A 15648-nucleotide genomic window follows, 5' to 3' on the forward strand; every position below is an offset into this window, starting at 1 on the left:
CCTCACCGGTAGCTCTGGACGAGGGCGGTGACGATGAGGCCCCAGCCGTCGACCATGACGAAGAGCAGGAGCTTGAAGGGCAGCGAGATGAGCGCGGGCGGCAGCATCATCATGCCCATCGACATGAGCACCGAGCTGACGACGACGTCGATGACGAGGAACGGCACGAAGACGACGAACCCGATGATGAACGCCGACTTCAGCTCCGAGAGGACGAAGGCCGGCACGAGCGTGGTCAGCGGCACGTCGTCGATCGACGCGGGCTTCTCCTCGCCGCTCAGCTTGACCATCGTCGCGAGCTCGGCCGGCCGGGTCTGCTTGCCCATGAAGTCGCGCAGCGGCTCGACGGTGCGCTCGACGGCGACCGACTGGCTGATCTCGCCCTTGAGGTAGGGCTGGACGCCCTGGTCGTTCATCTGCGACAGCACCGGCGCCATGATGAACATGCTGAGGAAGAGCGCGAGCCCGACGAGCACCTGGTTCGGCGGGATGGTCTGGGTGCCGAGGGCGTTGCGGGTCAGCGACAGCACGACGATGACCTTGGTGAAGGCCGTCGTGAGCACGAGCAGTGCCGGGGCCAGCGACAGCACCGTGAGCAGGACGATGATCGTCACGGTCTGGCTCGGGGCCGCGGCGGCGGGGTCGATGTTCACCGAGACCGTGCCCGGCGTGGAGGCCGAGGGGCTGGGGGTCGGCGACGGCGCGGCGGACGCGACCGCGGCACCCGGGCCGACGGTGAGGAGGAGGACCCCGGCGAGGAGCGCGAGGTGGCGCAGCCGGCGGACCGGCGCGAGGGGACTAGGCACGACCACCCTTGATGGCGCCGACGACGAGGGTGGCCGCGTTCCAGGGCCAGCCGGTCGGGACCGGGGTGGTCGGTGACCCACCGTGCTGTGCGGTACCGGCGTGCGCACCGGCGTGGGTGCCGGTGTGCGACACGGCGGGCAGGCGCAGCCGCGAGGGGTGCCGGCGCTCGATGGCCCGGCGCTCGGCGCGGGTCGTCGGCACGAGGGCCAGGGCGGCGTGCGGCTCGGCGGCGGAGCGGGCCGCGAGGACGCTGGCGAAGTCGCGCTCGGGAGCCGGGCCCGGACCGTCCTCGTCGTCGTCACCGGGGACGGCGGCGACGGCCGGCACGGCGGCGACCGCGGGCACGGGGTCGAGCTCGCGCAGCACCGAGACCTGCTGGTCGGTGACGCCGAGTACGAGCACCTGCTCGCCGACCCGGACGACGTGGAGCGCGGACCCGCGGCTCAGGGCGCGCCGCGACAGCAGCTCGACCTCGACCCCGGTGCGCCCGCCGACGGTGCCGCCGACGCCCCGCTTGCGCGCCCAGCGGGCGAGCATCACGAGGAGGGTGAGCACGACGCCGAGGGAGACGAGCAGCCTCAGCACCGCGAGCACGGTGGATCCGTCCATCAGGCGCCGAGCCCCACGGCCGGGTCGGAGCTGACGACCTCGGTGATCCGGACCGCGTACTCGTCGTCGACGACGACGACCTCGCCACGGGCCATGAGGGTGCCGTTGACGAGGACGTCGACGGGGCTGCCGGCCGGGCGGTCGAGCTCGACGACGGCGCCGGGTGCCAGGGCGAGCACCTCGCGGACCGTCATCCGGCTGCGGCCCAGCTCGACGCTGATGCCCAGCTCGACCTCGCGCAGCAGGTGCAGGCGTCGCGGGTCCACGGCGGCGGGCGGCACGGCGGCGGCCGGGACGGGTGCGGCGGGGACGGGGGACGCGGGCACGGCGGACGTGACCGGCACGGCGGACGTGACCGGCACCGTGGGCGCGACGGGCGCCGCGGCGGCGAAGTCGGTGCCGCTCGCGAACGGGTCCTGCGGGGCGTCGGGGAAGGTCATGTCGGGTCCTTGCGTCGGGGGGTCAGGGGACGATCTGGACGGCGAGGCGCCGGCCGTGGCTTCCGGGGGTGGCGCGGGCGACGCGGACGCCGCCCGTCGAGACGACGAGCGGGTCGTGGACCCGGTGGCGCAGCGGCACGAGGTCGCCGACGGTCAGGGCGAAGACCTCGCCGGAGGTGAGCGTGACCTCGCGGAAGGCGACCTGGACGTCGACCTCGACCTGGGAGAGCCGGTCGGTGACGACGCGGCGGGTCTGGGCGGTGCGCTCGCCGGCGGCGGCGTCGTCGTCCTCCGCGACCCGGTCGAGGGTCGTGAGCAGCGGGGTGAGGGTGCTGAGCGTCAGGCAGACGGTGAGCGGCACGGGGCGCTCGAAGACGGTGACCTCGACCTCGATGGTCACGACCGGGTCGGTGACGCGGGCGACCTGGTGGAAGCGGGTCGTGGTCTCGAGGCCGGTCGGGGCGACGGGCAGGTCGCCGACGACGGAGAAGGCGAAGGGCAGCTCGGCCGCGAGCTGGCCGACGAGCTGCTCGGCGAGCGCGGCCTCGATCTCGGTCAGCGGCCGCTCGGGCTGGGCACCGGTGCCGGTCCCGCCGAGCATCCGGTCGAGGAAGCCCATCGTGTCGCCGAGGCCGAGCTGGAGGTGGCCACCGCCCGGGAGGCCCTCGACGGACAGTGCACCGAGGACGCTCGGACGCGCGAGAGCGTCGAGGAACTCGCCGTACGTGCGCTGGCCGAGGCCGGCCACCCGGGCGGTGACGATGGTGCGGAGGCCCGTCGAGAGCACGGTCGAGACCCGTCGTGCATAGGTCTCGGCGACGACCTGCAGCGCCTGCTCCCGCTGGCGGGAGAGGCGGTCCGGGCTGCGGAAGTCGTACGCAGCGGGCTCCACACTCACGCCCTCCCCATCGGCACCACCGACGGGGACTGAAGGGCCCGGGACCGGTCGGCGCCGGGTCGGGCCGTTCGGCCGATGCCGGCCACCCCCACCCGGCCGCCAGGAAGGCCTCCTGGTGGCGGAACCGGGGCTCCCACCCCCACCACCCCGCCAGGAAGGCTTCCTGGTGGCGGAACCGGGGCCCCGCCCACCACCGGGCGGGGCTCGCTACTGCATGACGAACTCGGTGACGTAGACGTCGATGACGTCGCCGTCGTAGCGCTTCTCGACCTCGGTGGTCAGGGCGGAGATCGCGGCGGCCCGCTGCTTCGGCACGAGCATCTGGTCGTAGGTGTGCTGCCCGAGGATGCTGATCGCGGCGTCGCGCGCCTTGGCCCCGTTGACGCCGTCGCTGCCGGCGGCCGCGTTGGCCTCCTCGGTCACCTCGAGGGAGAGCCCGATCTTCAGGTAGCGCCCGTCGGAGAGGTTGAGGGTCATCGCGTCGAGGTCGACCACGGGGCCGCTCTCGACGACCGGCTCGGCCGCGGCGTCGCCGGAGGAGCCCTTGAGGAAGTACCAGCCGCCCCCGCCCGCCAAGGCGAGCACGACGACGATGACGAGCAGCAGCGGCTTCTTCTTCTTGGCCGGCTCGGCGTGCGCGGCGGGCGCGGCAGCGGTGGCGGTGCTCATCGGGAGCCTCCTGAGGGGGACGCGGACTGCGTGGACGGGGTGGACGTGGAGGAGACGCTGGCCGCGACCGACGTCGAGGGGTCGGTGGAGTGGACGACGACGGCCACGCGGCGGTTGCGGGCCCGGCCGCTCGTCGTGTCGTTGGTGGCCAGCGGTCGCTGGTCGGCGTACCCGGCGGCCGAGAGGCGCGAGCCGGCGACGTGCTGGGAGAGGAGGAACTGCAGGACGGTCGTCGCGCGGGCGGTCGACAGCTCCCAGTTGGAGCGGTAGAGCCCCCGGCCGGGACGTTGTCGGTGTGGCCCTCGACGGTCAGCTGGTTCTCCAGCGAGCGCAGCGTCGGCGCCACCGCCGAGAGGACCTTGCGGCCCTCCGGCATCAGGCTCGCCTCACCGGCGTCGAAGAGCACCCGGTCGGAGACGATGTCGACGACGAGCCCGTCGTCGCGCAGCTCGAAGTGCACCGCGTCCTGCAGGCCCTTGGCGCTCAGCGCCTTGGTCAGCTTGGTGCGCACCTCCGTCAGCTGGTCGCGGGCGGTCTTGTCGCCGCTGCCCGACCCCGTGCCACCCGAGGCCCGGGTCGTCGGCTGGGTGACGATGTCGCTGGTCACCTGGGGCGCGACGGGGGCGATGGCCTGGATGGCGGAGTCGACCGAGGTGCCGTCGAGGATGCCCTGGGTGTGGTTGGTGATGGCCGGGGCGCCGAAGTCCTGCTGGAGGCCCGAGGAGAGGGCGAGCAGCTTCTGCTGGTCCACCTGGCTGATCGCGAAGAGGACGATGAACAGGGCCATGAGCAGCGTGATCATGTCGGCGTAGCTGAGCAGCCAGCGCTCGGCGTTCTCGTGCCCGCCCTCGTGCTCCTCCTCGTGCTGGCGTCGCCGGCCCGAGGGGCCGGGGCCGCTCACGCCGCGTCCTCGAGCGGGGCGTCACCGGCGATGACGGCGCGCAGCCGCTTCTCGACGACGCGGGGGCTGGTGCCGGCCTGGATGGACATGACGCCCTCGAGGACCATCTCGAGGTGCGCGACCTCGGCCTCGCTGATCCGCTTGAGCTTGCTGGAGAACGGGAGCCACATGACGTTGGCGCTCATGACGCCCCAGAGCGTCGCGACGAACGCGCCGGCGATGAGGTGGCCGAGCTCCTCGGGCTTGTCGAGGTTGGACAGCACGTGGATGAGGCCGATGACGGTGCCGATGATGCCGATCGTCGGGGCGTAGCCGCCCATGTCGGCGAAGAACTTGATGCCGAGGTGGTCGGTCTTCTTCCGGGTCTTGATCCGGGCGGCGAGGACGTCGTAGATCTCGTCGGCGTCGGTGCCGTCGACGGTCATCTCCAGGCCCTCGCGCAGGAACGGGTCCTCGGCGCTGCGGGCCTTCTCCTCGAGGGCGAGCAGGCCCTCGCGGCGGGCGATGTCGGCCAGGGCGATGAGCTCGGCGACGGCCTCGTCGCTCTTCGGGGCCTTGGCGGTGAAGGCCTTCATGAGCTGCTTGACGATGACCATGACGTCGGAGAGGTAGCCACCGGAGACGGCGGCGCCGATGCTGCCGACGAAGACGAGGATGATCGGGGGGATCAGGATGATCGAGGTGGGCGAGGCCCCCTCCATGACGAGGGAGGCGAAGACCGCACCGAAGACGAGGACGACCCCGCCGATGGTCGCGAGCTCCATGTCAGTCCTCCATGCCCCGGACGGCCCGGAGGGCGGCGCGGCCGGCGCTCGGGCGGGACCCGGGCTGGCCGGTCCCGGACTCCTCGGCGGCGGTGAGGACGGATGCGCGGGCGTCGCGCATGAGCGCGACGACGTCGTCCAGGCTCTCCTGCACGACGTAGCGGGACCCCGTGACGAGGAGGACGACCGTGTCGGGCGTCTCGTCGACGCGCTCGATGAGGTCGGGGTTGAGCCCGAAGCGCGTGCCGTTGCGGCGGGTGAGGATGATCATGGGGTCGGGTCCGTCCTGGGTGATCTGCGCACGCCGTCCGTGACGTGTCGAGGTACTCATCGGCAGGCGGGCCCAGGACTTGAGGCCCACGGCGAGCCCGACGGCCGCCACGACGGCCCCCTCCCCCACCGCGTCGCCCGGTCCCGGGCCGGCGGCAGGCGGGCACGGGCCCGCCCCGGTGGGGGGCGGGCCCGTGGGCTCGTCGGACATGGGTTCTGCTCCGGTCAGCGCTTGAGGTTGACGAGGTCCTGGAGGATCTCGTCGGAGGCGCTGACGACGCGCGAGTTGGCCTGGAAGCCGCGCTGGATCATCACGAGGTTGGTGAACTCCTGGGCGAGGTCGACGTTGCTCATCTCGAGCCGGCCGGCCGCGATCGAGCCGCGCCCGCCGGTGCCCGGCACGCCGATGGCCGGCTGGCCCGAGGCGGCCGAGGCGCGGAAGGAGGAGTCGCCGGCCTTCTCGAGGCCCTCGGGGTTGCCGAAGTAGGCCAGGGCCACCTGCCCGAGGGACTGGGTGCGCCCGTTGGAGAACGAGCCGGTGATGACGCCGTCGGCGCCGACGCCCCAGCTCTGCAGCTGGCCGGCCGCGGAGCCGTCCTGGCCGCGCAGTGTGGCGGTGCTCGCCCCGGCGTACTGGGTGAGCGGGGTGCCGTCGCCGGCGAGGTTGATCGACACGTCGCCCGGGAAGACGAACCCGGCCGCGGCGAGGGAGGCGTTGGTCATCGCGACCGAGCCGGGCGTGAAGGCCATCGTCGTCGAGTTCCACGCCAGGGTGGCCGAGCCGACGGTGGTCGTCGCGCCGCCCGAGCCGGTGACGGTGGCGGCGGCGGTCCAGGTGTCCGTGCCGGTCTTCGTGTAGGTGAGGGTGACCGGGATGCTGCGGCCGGTCTGGTCGAAGACGTCGATGCCGTTGACGACCGTGGCGCCGATGGCGGCGTCGGCCGACAGGTTGCCGCCGGCGTCGACCGACGAGCTCGGCGTCGGGGCCATGATGAGGCCGGTCGGGACGCGCAGGCCGGTCATCGAGGTCCCCGTGTTGATGACGCCGTCGACGGCCAGCCAGCCCTGCACCACACCGCCGCTCGGCGAGGTGAGGTTGCCCTGGCCGTCGAGCGAGAAGGCGCCGGCGCGGGAGTAGACGTTGCCGCCGGCCTGCTGGACGACGAAGAAGCCGTCGCCGGAGATCATCAGGTCGCTCGGGCGGTTGGTCGTCTGCGCGCTGCCCTGGCTGAAGTTCGTCGCGATGCCGGCGACCTGCACTCCGAGGCCGACCTGGGCCGGGTTGACCCCGCCGCCGCCGGCCCGCAGCGCCTGGCTGAGGGTGTCCTGGAACTGGGTCTGGCTCGACTTGAAGCCCGCGGTGTTGACGTTGGCGATGTTGTTGCCGATGACGTCCATCGCGGTCTGGTGGCTACGCATGCCGGTGACGGCGGAGAAGAGCGAACGGAGCATGGTGGGTCCTTCGGGGTGAGGGGTTCGAGGGTCTGGTGGGTGCGGGGTGCCGTGGGGCGGAGGTCAGGCCGCGCCGTGCTGGCTGACGCGGGAGACGACGGAGAGGGAGACCTCGTCCTTGCCGACGACGAGCCGCGGGCCGGTGGCATCGAGCTTGACGCCGGTGACCGTGCCGGTCTTCGTGACGCCGTCGACGGTCCAGGTGACGTCCTGCCCGACGAGGGACAGGGCGCTCATGCTGTTCTGGTTGCCGATGATCGCCGCGTTCTGGGTGACGAGCTGGTTGACGCTCTCGACCATCTGCATCTGCGCGGTCTGGGCCATGAAGGCCGCGCTGTCCATCGGCTTGCTCGGGTCCTGGTACCTCAGCTGGGCGACGAGCAGCTTGAGGAAGGCGTCCGTGCCGATCGCCGAGCCTCCCGTCGAGGTGGGGGCGGCGGCGGCGCTCGCTGCCGCGGCCGCCGCCGCGGTGGCGCCGGTGTTGATCGTGGTCATCGGGTCACATCCTCAGGTCGAGTCGGGTGTCGGGTCGGTGGGTCGTGCGGTGCGGCGCCGGGGTGACCGGCGGCGCGGGTCCGTGGCGGGAGCCGGACCGCTCGGCCGGGACCGCGAGGCGCTGACGCTCCTCCGGGCCCGGGCCGGGCTGCTGCTGGCGGGGCTCTCCCCCGGTGGCCACGTCGAGGTGGGTGGCCCGCAGGCCGACGTCCTCGAGCTGGGTCCGCAGCTGGCCGAGCCCGTCGCGCAGGGCCTCGCGGGTGCCGGCGTCGGCGGCCACGAGGTGCATCCGCACCTCGTCGCCCGAGACGCTGAGGCGGACGTGGACCGCGCCGAGGCCCTCGGGGTCGAGGCGCACGGTGAGCTGGTGGGTGCCGTCCGGGCCGGTGAGCAGCGGCGTGACGGCCGTGACCACCTGGGTGAAAAGGGGGGTCGGCGCGGCGGCCGGGGCCGTCGGGGCGGTGGGCGCGACGGGGGCGGCCGGGGCGGCGGCCTGCGGCTGGGCGACGGCCTGCAGCGGGGTGGCTGGCGTCGCGGGACCCTCCGCCTGGGGCACCGGGTTCGTCGGGTTCGCCTGTGCCGCAGCCGTCTCGGCGGAGACGGTCCCGACGCCCGGCGCGGCCACGACGGTGGGGGCACCCTCGGGCCGGGGCACGTGCGCGACGTGGACCGGACCGGCCTGGGCCGGGTTCGCGGGACTCCCGGCGGGCGCCGGGCTGTCGGGCGCGGAGGGCGCGGGCCGTCCGGTCGTCGGCGCCGGTGCGGGCGTCGTCGGCTCGCGCGCGGCGATGCCTGCCGGTGCGCCGGCAGCGTCGGGGACCGACGTGTCCGACGACCCCTGACCACCGGGGGCGCCGGCGGCAGGGGCGGTCGCGGGCGGGGTCACGAGGGGCGGCACGGGCAGGACCGGCGCGGGGTCGGTCGCCGGGGCGGCGGTCGGGTCGGTCGCCTGGGCGGTGCCCGGGTCGGACGGATGCGCGGCGTCGGCCGGGCGGTCCGCGGTGTCGGTCGGCGCGTCGCCGGCCGGGTCGGACGTGCCGTCACCGGACGCGGTGGCGTCGGGTCCGGACTGCGCGCGCAGGACCTGCTCGAAGGCGTCGCCGGAGCCGGCGGGGCGCGACGGGCGACCCGGGGCGGCGACGGCCGGCGGGGCGGCGGGCACGACGGCGGTGGTCATCAGCTGGCTCCCATCGACCCGAGCACGCGGCGCACGTACTGCTGGGTCTCGGTGTAGGGCGGGACGCCGCCGTAGCGCTGCACGGCACCGGCCCCGGCGTTGTAGGCGGCGACCGCGAGGCCGACCGAGCCGAACCGGTGCAGGTCGCGGGCGAGCATCCGGGCGGCACCGTCGACGGCCTGGGCGGGGACCATCGGGTCGACGCCGAGACCGCGCGCCGTGGCGGGCATCAGCTGCATGAGCCCGCGGGCGCCGGCCGGGCTGACGGCGCCGGTGTCGAAGCCGCTCTCGGCCTTCGCGACGGCGGCCAGCAGCCCCTGGGGGAGGCCGTACCGCGCTGTGGCAGAGGCGAAGAGGTTCTGGAGTGCGGCCGGTGCGCCGGAAGCAGACGCCCCGGCGAGCCCGGAGACACCGGTCAGCCCCGAGGCGCCGATCGGCGCGGAGACCCCGGTCTCGACGCTCGCCCCGATCCGGCGGATGGCGCTCGGGGTCTTGTAGACGTCCTGGATCTTGACGACGTCACCGGCCTTCGGGGCGGCGATCATCTTGCCGTCGCCGAGGTAGATGGCGATGTGCGTCACCGGCGAGTTGAAGGCGAGCAGGTCGCCCGGCTGGGCGTGGGCGAGGTCGGGCACGGCGGTCCCCATCCGGGCCTGGTCGGCAGCGACGCGCGGCAGGTGGACGCCCACGTCGGCGTAGGCCCGCTGGACGAGGCCGGAGCAGTCGAGACCGGTCCGCGGGTTCGTGCCGCCCCAGACGTAGGGGACGCCGAGGTACTGCGAGGCGGCCGCGACGGCGCGCGACCCGACGTCGCTCCCCCCTGCGCCCGCGAGCAGGCCGCTGTCCGAGGTGGCGCCGGTGCCCTCGAGGGCGGAGCCGTAGACGCTGTCGAAGGAGGTGCCTGTGGCGCCGGTCGGCGAGCCGGTGGCGGCACGGGTGGCGGTGCCGGACACCGAGGCGATGGTCGACTGGATGGCGGCCATCCGGGCGAGGAGGGCGGCAGGGCCGGAGGTCTCGACGCTCATCGCTCCCCCTCCCCCTTCCTGGCCCGGCCGGACTCCTCGGCCACGGCCTGGTCGGCGGCGAGCAGCTCGAGCCGACGCTCCTCGGCGGCCCGCTCGAGCACCCGCTCGAGGCCCGAGGTCCGGGTGCGGGCCTCGGCGAGCAGCGCGCGCGAGCGCTCGGTCTCGCCCTCGGCGAGCGCGTGCTCGCCGGCGGCCGCGGACACCCCGTCGGCGCGGCGGGTCTCGGCCTGCCGGGTCGCGAGGAAGGTCGCCGTGTCGAGCGGGACCCCGACGCCGCAGACGTCGCGGGCGCCGTAGCGGGCGGCGGCCTCGGCGGCGGCCTCGGCGGCCCGGCCCTGGGCGGCGGCGGCGCGGGCGAGGTCGCCGCGGCGCTGCTCCTCCTGGATGGTCCGGACGCGCAGCACGGTCGCGAGGCGGTCGGTGCGGGCGCTCACAGGGCACCGGCCAGGGCGGCGAGCGAGGACCAGCTGTCGCGGGCGTCGGCGACGTCGTCGAGGTCCTGGCGCAGGAAGCCGTCGATGGCCCCGCTCTGCGCCAGCGCCCGGTCGACCAGCGGGTTCGTGCCGGCGACGTAGGCGCCGATCTCGACGAGGTCCTTGGCGTCGCGGCGGGCCGCGAGCAGGCTGCGCAGGGTGCCGGCGGCGGCGCGCTGGGCCGGGTCGGTGAGCGCCCGGTTGGCGCGCGACACGGACTCGAGCACGTCGATGCACGGGTAGTGCCCGGACGTCGCGAGCCGCCGGTCGAGGACCACGTGGCCGTCGAGGATGGAGCGCACGGCGTCGGCGATCGGGTCGTTCATGTCGTCGCCCTCGACGAGGACGGTGTACAGGCCGGTGATGCTGCCGCGCTCGGCGGTGCCGGCGCGCTCGAGCAGGCGGGGCAGCACCCCGAAGACCGACGGCGGGTAGCCGCGCGTCGTCGGGGGCTCGCCCGCCGCCAGGCCGACCTCGCGCTGGGCCATCGCGACGCGGGTGACGCTGTCCATCGCGAGGAGGACGTCGCGGCCCTGGTCGCGGAACCACTCGGCGATGCGGGTGGCGGTCGAGGCGGCGTGCAGGCGCACCAGTGCCGGCTCGTCGGACGTGGCGACGACGACGACGGCGCGGGCCAGGCCCTCCGGACCGAGGTCGTGCTCGACGAACTCGCGCACCTCGCGGCCACGCTCGCCGACGAGGGCGAGGACGGTGACCGGGGCGTCGGTGCCGCGCACGATCATCGACAGCAGGCTCGACTTGCCGACGCCCGAGCCGGCGAAGATGCCCATCCGCTGGCCCCGGCCGCACGGCACGAGGGTGTCCATCGCGCGGATGCCCAGGCCGAGCTGGGTGGTGATGCGCTCGCGGGTCATGGCCGGCGGCGGGGTGCCGTCCGAGCCGACCCACGAGACGCCGACGAGCGGCGGCCCGCCGTCGATCGGGCGCCCGAGGGCGTCGACGACGCGGCCCACGAGGCCGTCGCCGACGGGGACGCGCAGCGGCCCACCGGTGGCCTCGACCCGGTCGCCGACGCGCACGCCGCGCAACTCACCGACCGGCATGCACCGGGCCGAGCCGTCGTCGAGGGCGACGACCTCGGCGAGGATCGTCCCGCGCTCGCCGACGACGCGCACGGCCTCGCCGACGGCGACGTCGAGGCCGCTGACCTCGAGGCCGACCCCGATGGCGCGGGTGACCCGGCCGGTGACGCGCGGGCGGGCCGCGGCGACGAGCTCGTCGTGCAGGGTGGTGCTCATCGGTCCAGCACCTCCCGGACCCGCGCGAGGGCGGACCCGAGGCGGGCGTCGACGGTGCGGTCGCCGATGTCGGCGAGGCAGCCGCCGCGCTCGACGGTGGGGTCGGCGACCAGCTCGAGGGTCGCGGTCGGCGCGAGGGCGCCGAGCGAGTCCTCGTCCTCGACGAGGAGGGCGACGTCGTCGGGGTTGACCCGCACGAGGACGGCGCTGCCCCGGGGGACGTCGGTCAGCGCCCGGGCGACGGCGTCGCGCGCGGCGCACCCGTCGACCTCGAGGTGGTGGCCGACGAGGGCCTCGGCGATGTCGACGGCGAGCCGGGCAGCGGCGTCGGTGACGTCGCGCACGGAGGTCCCGGAGACGACGTCGTCGGTGGCCCGGCCCAGTGCGGCGAGGGCGGTGGCGAAGGCCCGGGCCCGCTCGTCGCGCTCGGCGGCGACGCGCGCCTCGGCCCGCTCGAGCCAGGCGGCCTGCTCGGCGGCGGCCTCACGGCGGCCGGCCTCCCGGCCGGCATCGCGGCCGGCGAGCCACTCGGCGGGGATGCCGGTGCCGTCGTCGGTGCCCGCGGGGGTCAGCTGGCGCCCGAAGCTCGCGGGCAGCACGGCCTCGGAGCCGCCGCGCAGGAGCATCGTCGCGGGTGCGGTGTCAGGTGACGAGGTCATCGCCGCCACCCGCCCGCGAGATGATGATGTCGCCGGAGTCCTCGAGCGCGCGGATGCCCTTGACGACCGCCGAGCGGGCCTCCTCGACCTGGGCGGTCCGCACCGGCCCGAGCACCTCGACCTCCTCCTGGAGGGAGGCGGCCGAACGCTCGGACATGTTGCGGAACACCTTGTCGCGCACCGCCGGAGCGGCACCCTTGAGGGCGAGCGCGAGCTCCTTGGTGTCGACCGTGCGCAGGACGACCTGCACGGTGCGGTCGTCGAGGTCGACGATGTCGGAGAAGGCGAACATCTTCGCGCGCAGGTCCTCGGCGAGGGCGGGGTCGCGGTCCTCGATGCCCTGGAGGATGGCCCGCTCGGTGTCGCGCTGCGAGCGGCTGATGATGCCGACGAGCGGGTCGAGGCCGCCGACGCTCACCTGGTCGCGGGCGTCGCCCATCGCGGCGAGGCTGGCGCGCAGGTGCTGCTCGACGACCCGCACGACCTCGGGGGTGGTCCGGTCCATGACGGCGAGGCGGTGGGCGACGTCGGACCGCAGCGCGTCGCCGAGCCCGGACAGGACGAAGGCGGCCTGCTCGCTCGTGAGGTGGGCGAGCACGAGGGCGATGGTCTGGGGGTGCTCGTCCTCGAGGAAGGGCCGCAGCAGGCCGGCGTCGACCTGGCGCAGCGTGGCGAACGGTGCGTGCGTGATGGCCGTCGAGAGCCGCCCGAGGATCTCGCGCGACTGCTCGTGCTCGGCCTTGACGAGCATCTCCTCGGCGACGTCGAAGCCACCCCGGTTGCGCACGCGGGAGGCCCGCACCATGTCCTCGAACTCGAGCAGCACCGACTCGCGGGTGCCCTCGTCGGCGACGTCCATCGCGGCGACCTCGGCCATGAGGGCCTCGATCTCCTCCGGGCGCAGCGAGCGCAGCACGGGCGCGGACTGGTCCGGGCCGAGCTGGATGAGGAGCAGGGCGGCCTTGCGCAGGCCGCTCAGCGCGGTCCCGGTGCTCACGAGGCACCCTCGGAGATCCAGCCGCGGAGCATCCGGGCCACGTCGTCGGGGTTCTCGCGGGCGATCGACTCGACCGAGGCGGCACCGACCGTCGCGAGCTGCGGCTCGGGCTCACGCATCGGCAGGCCGCGCGCCTCGGCCATCTCGAGCACGGCGTCGGCGGGGGCCGGGGCGTCGGGCACGCGGTAGTACTCGAGCTCCTCGGGCTCGTCACCACCCTTGCGGCGGCGGCTGCGGAGGAACCCGAAGACGAGGGCCGCGAGGACGAGGACGGCCAGGCCGCCGGTCTTCGCGAGGTCGATCATGTTCTGCTGCTTGGCATCCGCGGCCGCGGCCGCGAGCTCCTTCTGGGCCGACGCGGCGGCCGAGGTGTCGAACGGCATGGCCGTCACCTCGACGACGTCGCCGCGCTTGGGGTCCAGGCCGGCGGCGGCGGTGACGAGCCGGCTCACCGAGTTGCTGTTGACCTGCGCGGCCGCCGCGGAGTCGAGCAGGACCGCGACGCTCATCCGCTCGACCTTGCCGGGGGTGCTCGTCGAGGTCTCCTTGAGGGTGCCGAGCGCGTTGGTCTGGCTGGTCTCGGTCTTGGAGTAGTTGCCGCTGCCGCCCGTCGTGCCGGCGGTCCCGGACCCGAGGACGCCACCCGCGCCGGCACCGGCGCCGGTGTACTTCTCGGTCGACTTCTGGATCTGGGTCGTCGTCGCGGGCTTGGTCGGGAGGTAGGTCTGCTTGTCGGTCGTCTGCGCGTCGAAGTTCAGCGTCGCGTCGACCGTGACGACGGCCTTGCCCGGCCCGACGAGCTTGTCGAGCATCGCCTGGAGCTTGGCGGCCGCGGCGTCGGAGACCGCCCGCTGCTGGCTCTGCCGGGCGTCGCCGCCGGCCGTGCCGGTCGCCCCGCCGGCGGCGCTGAGCACCGCGCCGGTCGCGTCGGAGACGGTGACGTCCTCGGCGGCCAGCTTCGGCACCGACCCGGAGACGAGGTTGACGATGGAGGTGACGGCCTGCTGCGAGAGGGCCTTGCCGGGAGCGGTCTTCACGAGCACCGAGGCGGTCGGCTTCGCGGCGTCCGAGGTGAACACGTCCTCCTGCGGCACCGCGAGGTGGACCACGGCCGACTGGATGCCGTCGATGGCGCCGACCGTCTTGGCCAGCTCGCCCTCGAGGGCCCGCTGGTAGGTGACCTTCTGCTGGAAGTCGCTGCTCGTCATGCTCTGCTGGTCGAGGAGGGAGTACCCGCTCGCGTCCTCGCCGCCGGCGGGGATGCCCTGGCCGGCGAGGTTGACCCGCTGGGCGTAGACGTCGGCCTGCGGGACCATGACGGTCTGGCCGCCGTCGGAGAGCTGGTAGGGCTCGCCGGCGTCGCTCAGCGCGGAGGTGACGGCCGCGGCGTCCGACCCCGACAGGCCGGTGAAGAGCGGGGCGTAGGCCGGCGTCGAGACCCAGCGGACGAAGAAGAACCCGCCGACGACGACGGCGAGGACCGCGACGACCGCGGTCATCCGCTGGCCGCCGTTCAGGTCGGTGAACATCCGCTGGCCGCGCGCGAGCAGGGCCTTGGGGTCCGGGCCGGTCATACGGGCATCCTCATGATCTCGGTGAAGGCCTCGACGGCCTTGTTGCGGACGGCGACGGTCAGCTGGGTCGCGACCGCGGCCTCGTTGGCGGCGATGGTGTAGTCGTGCACGTCGGTCAGCTGGCCGGTGACCGCCTGGACGGCCTTGGTGTCGCTGACCTTCTGGAGCTGGTCGAGCTTCTCGAGCCCGTTGGCCATGGCCTGGCCGAAGCCGGCGCCCTGCGGTCCCTGGGGGCGGGCGGCCTGGCCGACGCCCTGGAGGGCGCCGAGCGAGCCGATCGGGGAGATGCTCATCAGCGGCCCAGCCCGATGGCCTGCTGGTAGGCGGCCTGGGCGCGCTCGACCGTCGCGAGGTTTGCCTGGTAGCCGCGCTGGGACATGATCAGCTGGCTCATCTGGTCGGACAGGTCGATGTCGGGCAGGCGCACGTAGCCCTGCGCGTCGGCGAGGGGGTTGGTCGGGTCCGAGACCATCCGGCCCTGGGCCGAGCCGAGCGCGATGCCGGCGACGTCGACGCCGGTGCCGTTGCCGCGCGACTGGGCGACGACGTAGCGGGCCTGGAAGGCGGACTGGCTCGTCGGGCGGACCGTGTTGACGTTGGCGATGTTGTCGGAGATCGCGTCGAGCCAGGTGCGGTGCAGCGTCAGGCTGCTGCCGGCGGTGTCGATGGCGCCGAAGATGCTCATCACGCACCACCCATCGCGGTGCGCAGGACCTTGAAGCGGTCGGTCATCGCCTGGACGCCGAGCTGGTAGCTCAGGCCGGTCTCGGTGGCGGCCAGGGTCTCCTGGTCGAGGTCGACGTTGTTGCCGTCGAGGCCGCCGGCCGACGGGTCGCGGGTGGTGCGGATGGCGACCGAGGAGGGGTCCCCGCCGTCCTGCCACGCCGAGGCGAGGCTGGACTCGAAGTCGATGCGACCGGCCTTGAAGCCGGGGGTCTGGAGGTTCGCGACGTTGTCCGCGATGGTGCGCTGGCGCGCCGACAGGCCGGTGAGCGCGCGGCCCAGCACGCGGAAGGTGCTGTCGCCGATCGGGTCGATCATGGCTCTCCTGGAAGGCCGCACACGTCCCCGTCGGGGGGGTGTGTCGAGTGCGCCGCGCGTCCCTGGCGGCTGACGGCCATCCATGACCGACCTCCCCATCGGCGGGGTGAGGTCGGACGTGAGGGGTTCTGCGGAGAC

Annotated in this window: 20 protein-coding genes and 1 pseudogene; all 21 read right to left on the bottom strand. The window is 74.4% G+C overall.

Features of this window, described 5'->3' with window-relative positions; translation table 11 throughout:
- Window positions 1–2 precede the first annotated feature (2 nt).
- Window positions 3–806 (bottom strand): flagellar type III secretion system pore protein FliP, encoded by an 804-nt coding sequence (fliP, locus tag G7075_RS13585; RefSeq protein ID WP_371814075.1) that lies wholly within the window; start codon window positions 804–806, stop codon window positions 3–5.
- Complete coding sequence (locus G7075_RS13590; RefSeq protein ID WP_166122554.1) at window positions 799–1416, bottom strand: flagellar biosynthetic protein FliO; 618 nt, start codon at window positions 1414–1416, stop codon at window positions 799–801. Before G7075_RS13590 ends, fliP begins: the two co-directional genes overlap by 8 nt.
- On the bottom strand, window positions 1416–1856 hold the full coding sequence (fliN, locus tag G7075_RS13595; RefSeq protein WP_166122556.1) for a flagellar motor switch protein FliN: 441 nt from the start codon (window positions 1854–1856) through the stop codon (window positions 1416–1418). The genes G7075_RS13590 and fliN overlap by 1 nt, the downstream gene beginning before the upstream one ends.
- A gap of 22 nt (window positions 1857–1878) precedes the next feature.
- Window positions 1879–2754 carry a flagellar motor switch protein FliM gene (locus tag G7075_RS13600; protein ID WP_166122558.1) on the bottom strand — a complete coding sequence of 292 codons (876 nt, stop codon included), beginning with the start codon at window positions 2752–2754 and terminating at the stop codon, window positions 1879–1881.
- A 207-nt stretch (window positions 2755–2961) separates the two neighbouring features.
- Window positions 2962–3423, bottom strand: coding sequence for a flagellar basal body-associated protein FliL (fliL, locus tag G7075_RS13605; protein ID WP_166122560.1), 462 nt, complete (start codon window positions 3421–3423; stop codon window positions 2962–2964).
- The gene (locus G7075_RS22890; protein WP_166124389.1) at window positions 3420–3674 is read right to left on the bottom strand and encodes an OmpA family protein; all 255 of its coding nucleotides are present in this window, start codon (window positions 3672–3674) and stop codon (window positions 3420–3422) included. The genes fliL and G7075_RS22890 overlap by 4 nt, the downstream gene beginning before the upstream one ends.
- A 509-nt stretch (window positions 3675–4183) precedes the next feature.
- Window positions 4184–4324 (bottom strand): annotated as a pseudogene (locus G7075_RS22895) (flagellar motor protein MotB); the annotation flags it as partial.
- Window positions 4321–5088, bottom strand: a complete 768-nt coding sequence (locus G7075_RS13620) for a motility protein A (protein ID WP_166122562.1) — start codon at window positions 5086–5088, stop codon at window positions 4321–4323. The pseudogene G7075_RS22895 and the gene G7075_RS13620, both read right to left, overlap by 4 nt.
- A gap of 1 nt (window position 5089) precedes the next feature.
- A complete protein-coding gene (locus tag G7075_RS13625) occupies window positions 5090–5470 on the bottom strand; it encodes a flagellar FlbD family protein (protein WP_240917619.1) in 381 nt (126 codons plus the stop codon).
- A gap of 113 nt (window positions 5471–5583) precedes the next feature.
- On the bottom strand, window positions 5584–6810 hold the full coding sequence (locus G7075_RS13630; RefSeq protein WP_166122564.1) for a flagellar hook protein FlgE: 1227 nt from the start codon (window positions 6808–6810) through the stop codon (window positions 5584–5586).
- Between the two features lie 63 nt (window positions 6811–6873).
- Entirely contained in the window at window positions 6874–7305 is a 432-nt protein-coding gene (locus tag G7075_RS13635; protein WP_166122566.1) for a flagellar hook assembly protein FlgD, read from the bottom strand.
- A gap of 4 nt (window positions 7306–7309) precedes the next feature.
- Complete coding sequence (locus G7075_RS13640) at window positions 7310–8482, bottom strand: flagellar hook-length control protein FliK (protein WP_166122568.1); 1173 nt, start codon at window positions 8480–8482, stop codon at window positions 7310–7312.
- A complete protein-coding gene (locus tag G7075_RS13645) occupies window positions 8482–9507 on the bottom strand; it encodes an NlpC/P60 family protein (protein WP_166122570.1) in 1026 nt (341 codons plus the stop codon). The genes G7075_RS13640 and G7075_RS13645 overlap by 1 nt, the downstream gene beginning before the upstream one ends.
- Window positions 9504–9941 carry a hypothetical protein gene (locus G7075_RS13650; protein ID WP_166122572.1) on the bottom strand — a complete coding sequence of 146 codons (438 nt, stop codon included), beginning with the start codon at window positions 9939–9941 and terminating at the stop codon, window positions 9504–9506. Before G7075_RS13650 ends, G7075_RS13645 begins: the two co-directional genes overlap by 4 nt.
- On the bottom strand, window positions 9938–11239 hold the full coding sequence (locus tag G7075_RS13655) for a FliI/YscN family ATPase (protein WP_166122574.1): 1302 nt from the start codon (window positions 11237–11239) through the stop codon (window positions 9938–9940). The genes G7075_RS13650 and G7075_RS13655 overlap by 4 nt, the downstream gene beginning before the upstream one ends.
- A complete protein-coding gene (locus tag G7075_RS13660; RefSeq protein ID WP_166122576.1) occupies window positions 11236–11898 on the bottom strand; it encodes a FliH/SctL family protein in 663 nt (220 codons plus the stop codon). Before G7075_RS13660 ends, G7075_RS13655 begins: the two co-directional genes overlap by 4 nt.
- On the bottom strand, window positions 11882–12895 hold the full coding sequence (gene fliG / locus G7075_RS13665; RefSeq protein WP_166122578.1) for a flagellar motor switch protein FliG: 1014 nt from the start codon (window positions 12893–12895) through the stop codon (window positions 11882–11884). The genes G7075_RS13660 and fliG overlap by 17 nt, the downstream gene beginning before the upstream one ends.
- Complete coding sequence (gene fliF, locus G7075_RS13670) at window positions 12892–14469, bottom strand: flagellar basal-body MS-ring/collar protein FliF (protein ID WP_166122580.1); 1578 nt, start codon at window positions 14467–14469, stop codon at window positions 12892–12894. The genes fliG and fliF overlap by 4 nt, the downstream gene beginning before the upstream one ends.
- A complete protein-coding gene (gene fliE, locus G7075_RS13675) occupies window positions 14466–14762 on the bottom strand; it encodes a flagellar hook-basal body complex protein FliE (protein WP_166122582.1) in 297 nt (98 codons plus the stop codon). The genes fliF and fliE overlap by 4 nt, the downstream gene beginning before the upstream one ends.
- Window positions 14762–15154, bottom strand: coding sequence for a flagellar basal body rod protein FlgC (locus G7075_RS13680; protein ID WP_166122584.1), 393 nt, complete (start codon window positions 15152–15154; stop codon window positions 14762–14764). The genes fliE and G7075_RS13680 overlap by 1 nt, the downstream gene beginning before the upstream one ends.
- On the bottom strand, window positions 15154–15510 hold the full coding sequence (locus G7075_RS13685; RefSeq protein WP_166122586.1) for a flagellar basal body protein: 357 nt from the start codon (window positions 15508–15510) through the stop codon (window positions 15154–15156). Before G7075_RS13685 ends, G7075_RS13680 begins: the two co-directional genes overlap by 1 nt.
- Between the last annotated feature and the right edge of the window lie 138 nt (window positions 15511–15648).

Source organism: Phycicoccus sp. HDW14, assembly GCF_011383005.1.
In the GTDB taxonomy this organism is placed as follows: domain Bacteria; phylum Actinomycetota; class Actinomycetes; order Actinomycetales; family Dermatophilaceae; genus Phycicoccus.

Coding starts and splice junctions, on each gene's coding strand:
- G7075_RS13590 (WP_166122554.1), bottom strand. CDS start 1,416: ATGGACGGATCCACCGTGCTCGCGGTGCTGAGGCTGCTCGTCTCCCTC.
- fliN (WP_166122556.1), bottom strand. CDS start 1,856: ATGACCTTCCCCGACGCCCCGCAGGACCCGTTCGCGAGCGGCACCGAC.
- fliL (WP_166122560.1), bottom strand. CDS start 3,423: ATGAGCACCGCCACCGCTGCCGCGCCCGCCGCGCACGCCGAGCCGGCC.
- G7075_RS13620 (WP_166122562.1), bottom strand. CDS start 5,088: ATGGAGCTCGCGACCATCGGCGGGGTCGTCCTCGTCTTCGGTGCGGTC.
- G7075_RS13630 (WP_166122564.1), bottom strand. CDS start 6,810: ATGCTCCGTTCGCTCTTCTCCGCCGTCACCGGCATGCGTAGCCACCAG.
- G7075_RS13635 (WP_166122566.1), bottom strand. CDS start 7,305: ATGACCACGATCAACACCGGCGCCACCGCGGCGGCGGCCGCGGCAGCG.
- G7075_RS13640 (WP_166122568.1), bottom strand. CDS start 8,482: ATGACCACCGCCGTCGTGCCCGCCGCCCCGCCGGCCGTCGCCGCCCCG.
- G7075_RS13645 (WP_166122570.1), bottom strand. CDS start 9,507: ATGAGCGTCGAGACCTCCGGCCCTGCCGCCCTCCTCGCCCGGATGGCC.
- G7075_RS13655 (WP_166122574.1), bottom strand. CDS start 11,239: ATGAGCACCACCCTGCACGACGAGCTCGTCGCCGCGGCCCGCCCGCGC.
- G7075_RS13660 (WP_166122576.1), bottom strand. CDS start 11,898: ATGACCTCGTCACCTGACACCGCACCCGCGACGATGCTCCTGCGCGGC.
- fliF (WP_166122580.1), bottom strand. CDS start 14,469: ATGACCGGCCCGGACCCCAAGGCCCTGCTCGCGCGCGGCCAGCGGATG.
- fliE (WP_166122582.1), bottom strand. CDS start 14,762: ATGAGCATCTCCCCGATCGGCTCGCTCGGCGCCCTCCAGGGCGTCGGC.
- G7075_RS13680 (WP_166122584.1), bottom strand. CDS start 15,154: ATGAGCATCTTCGGCGCCATCGACACCGCCGGCAGCAGCCTGACGCTG.
- G7075_RS13685 (WP_166122586.1), bottom strand. CDS start 15,510: ATGATCGACCCGATCGGCGACAGCACCTTCCGCGTGCTGGGCCGCGCG.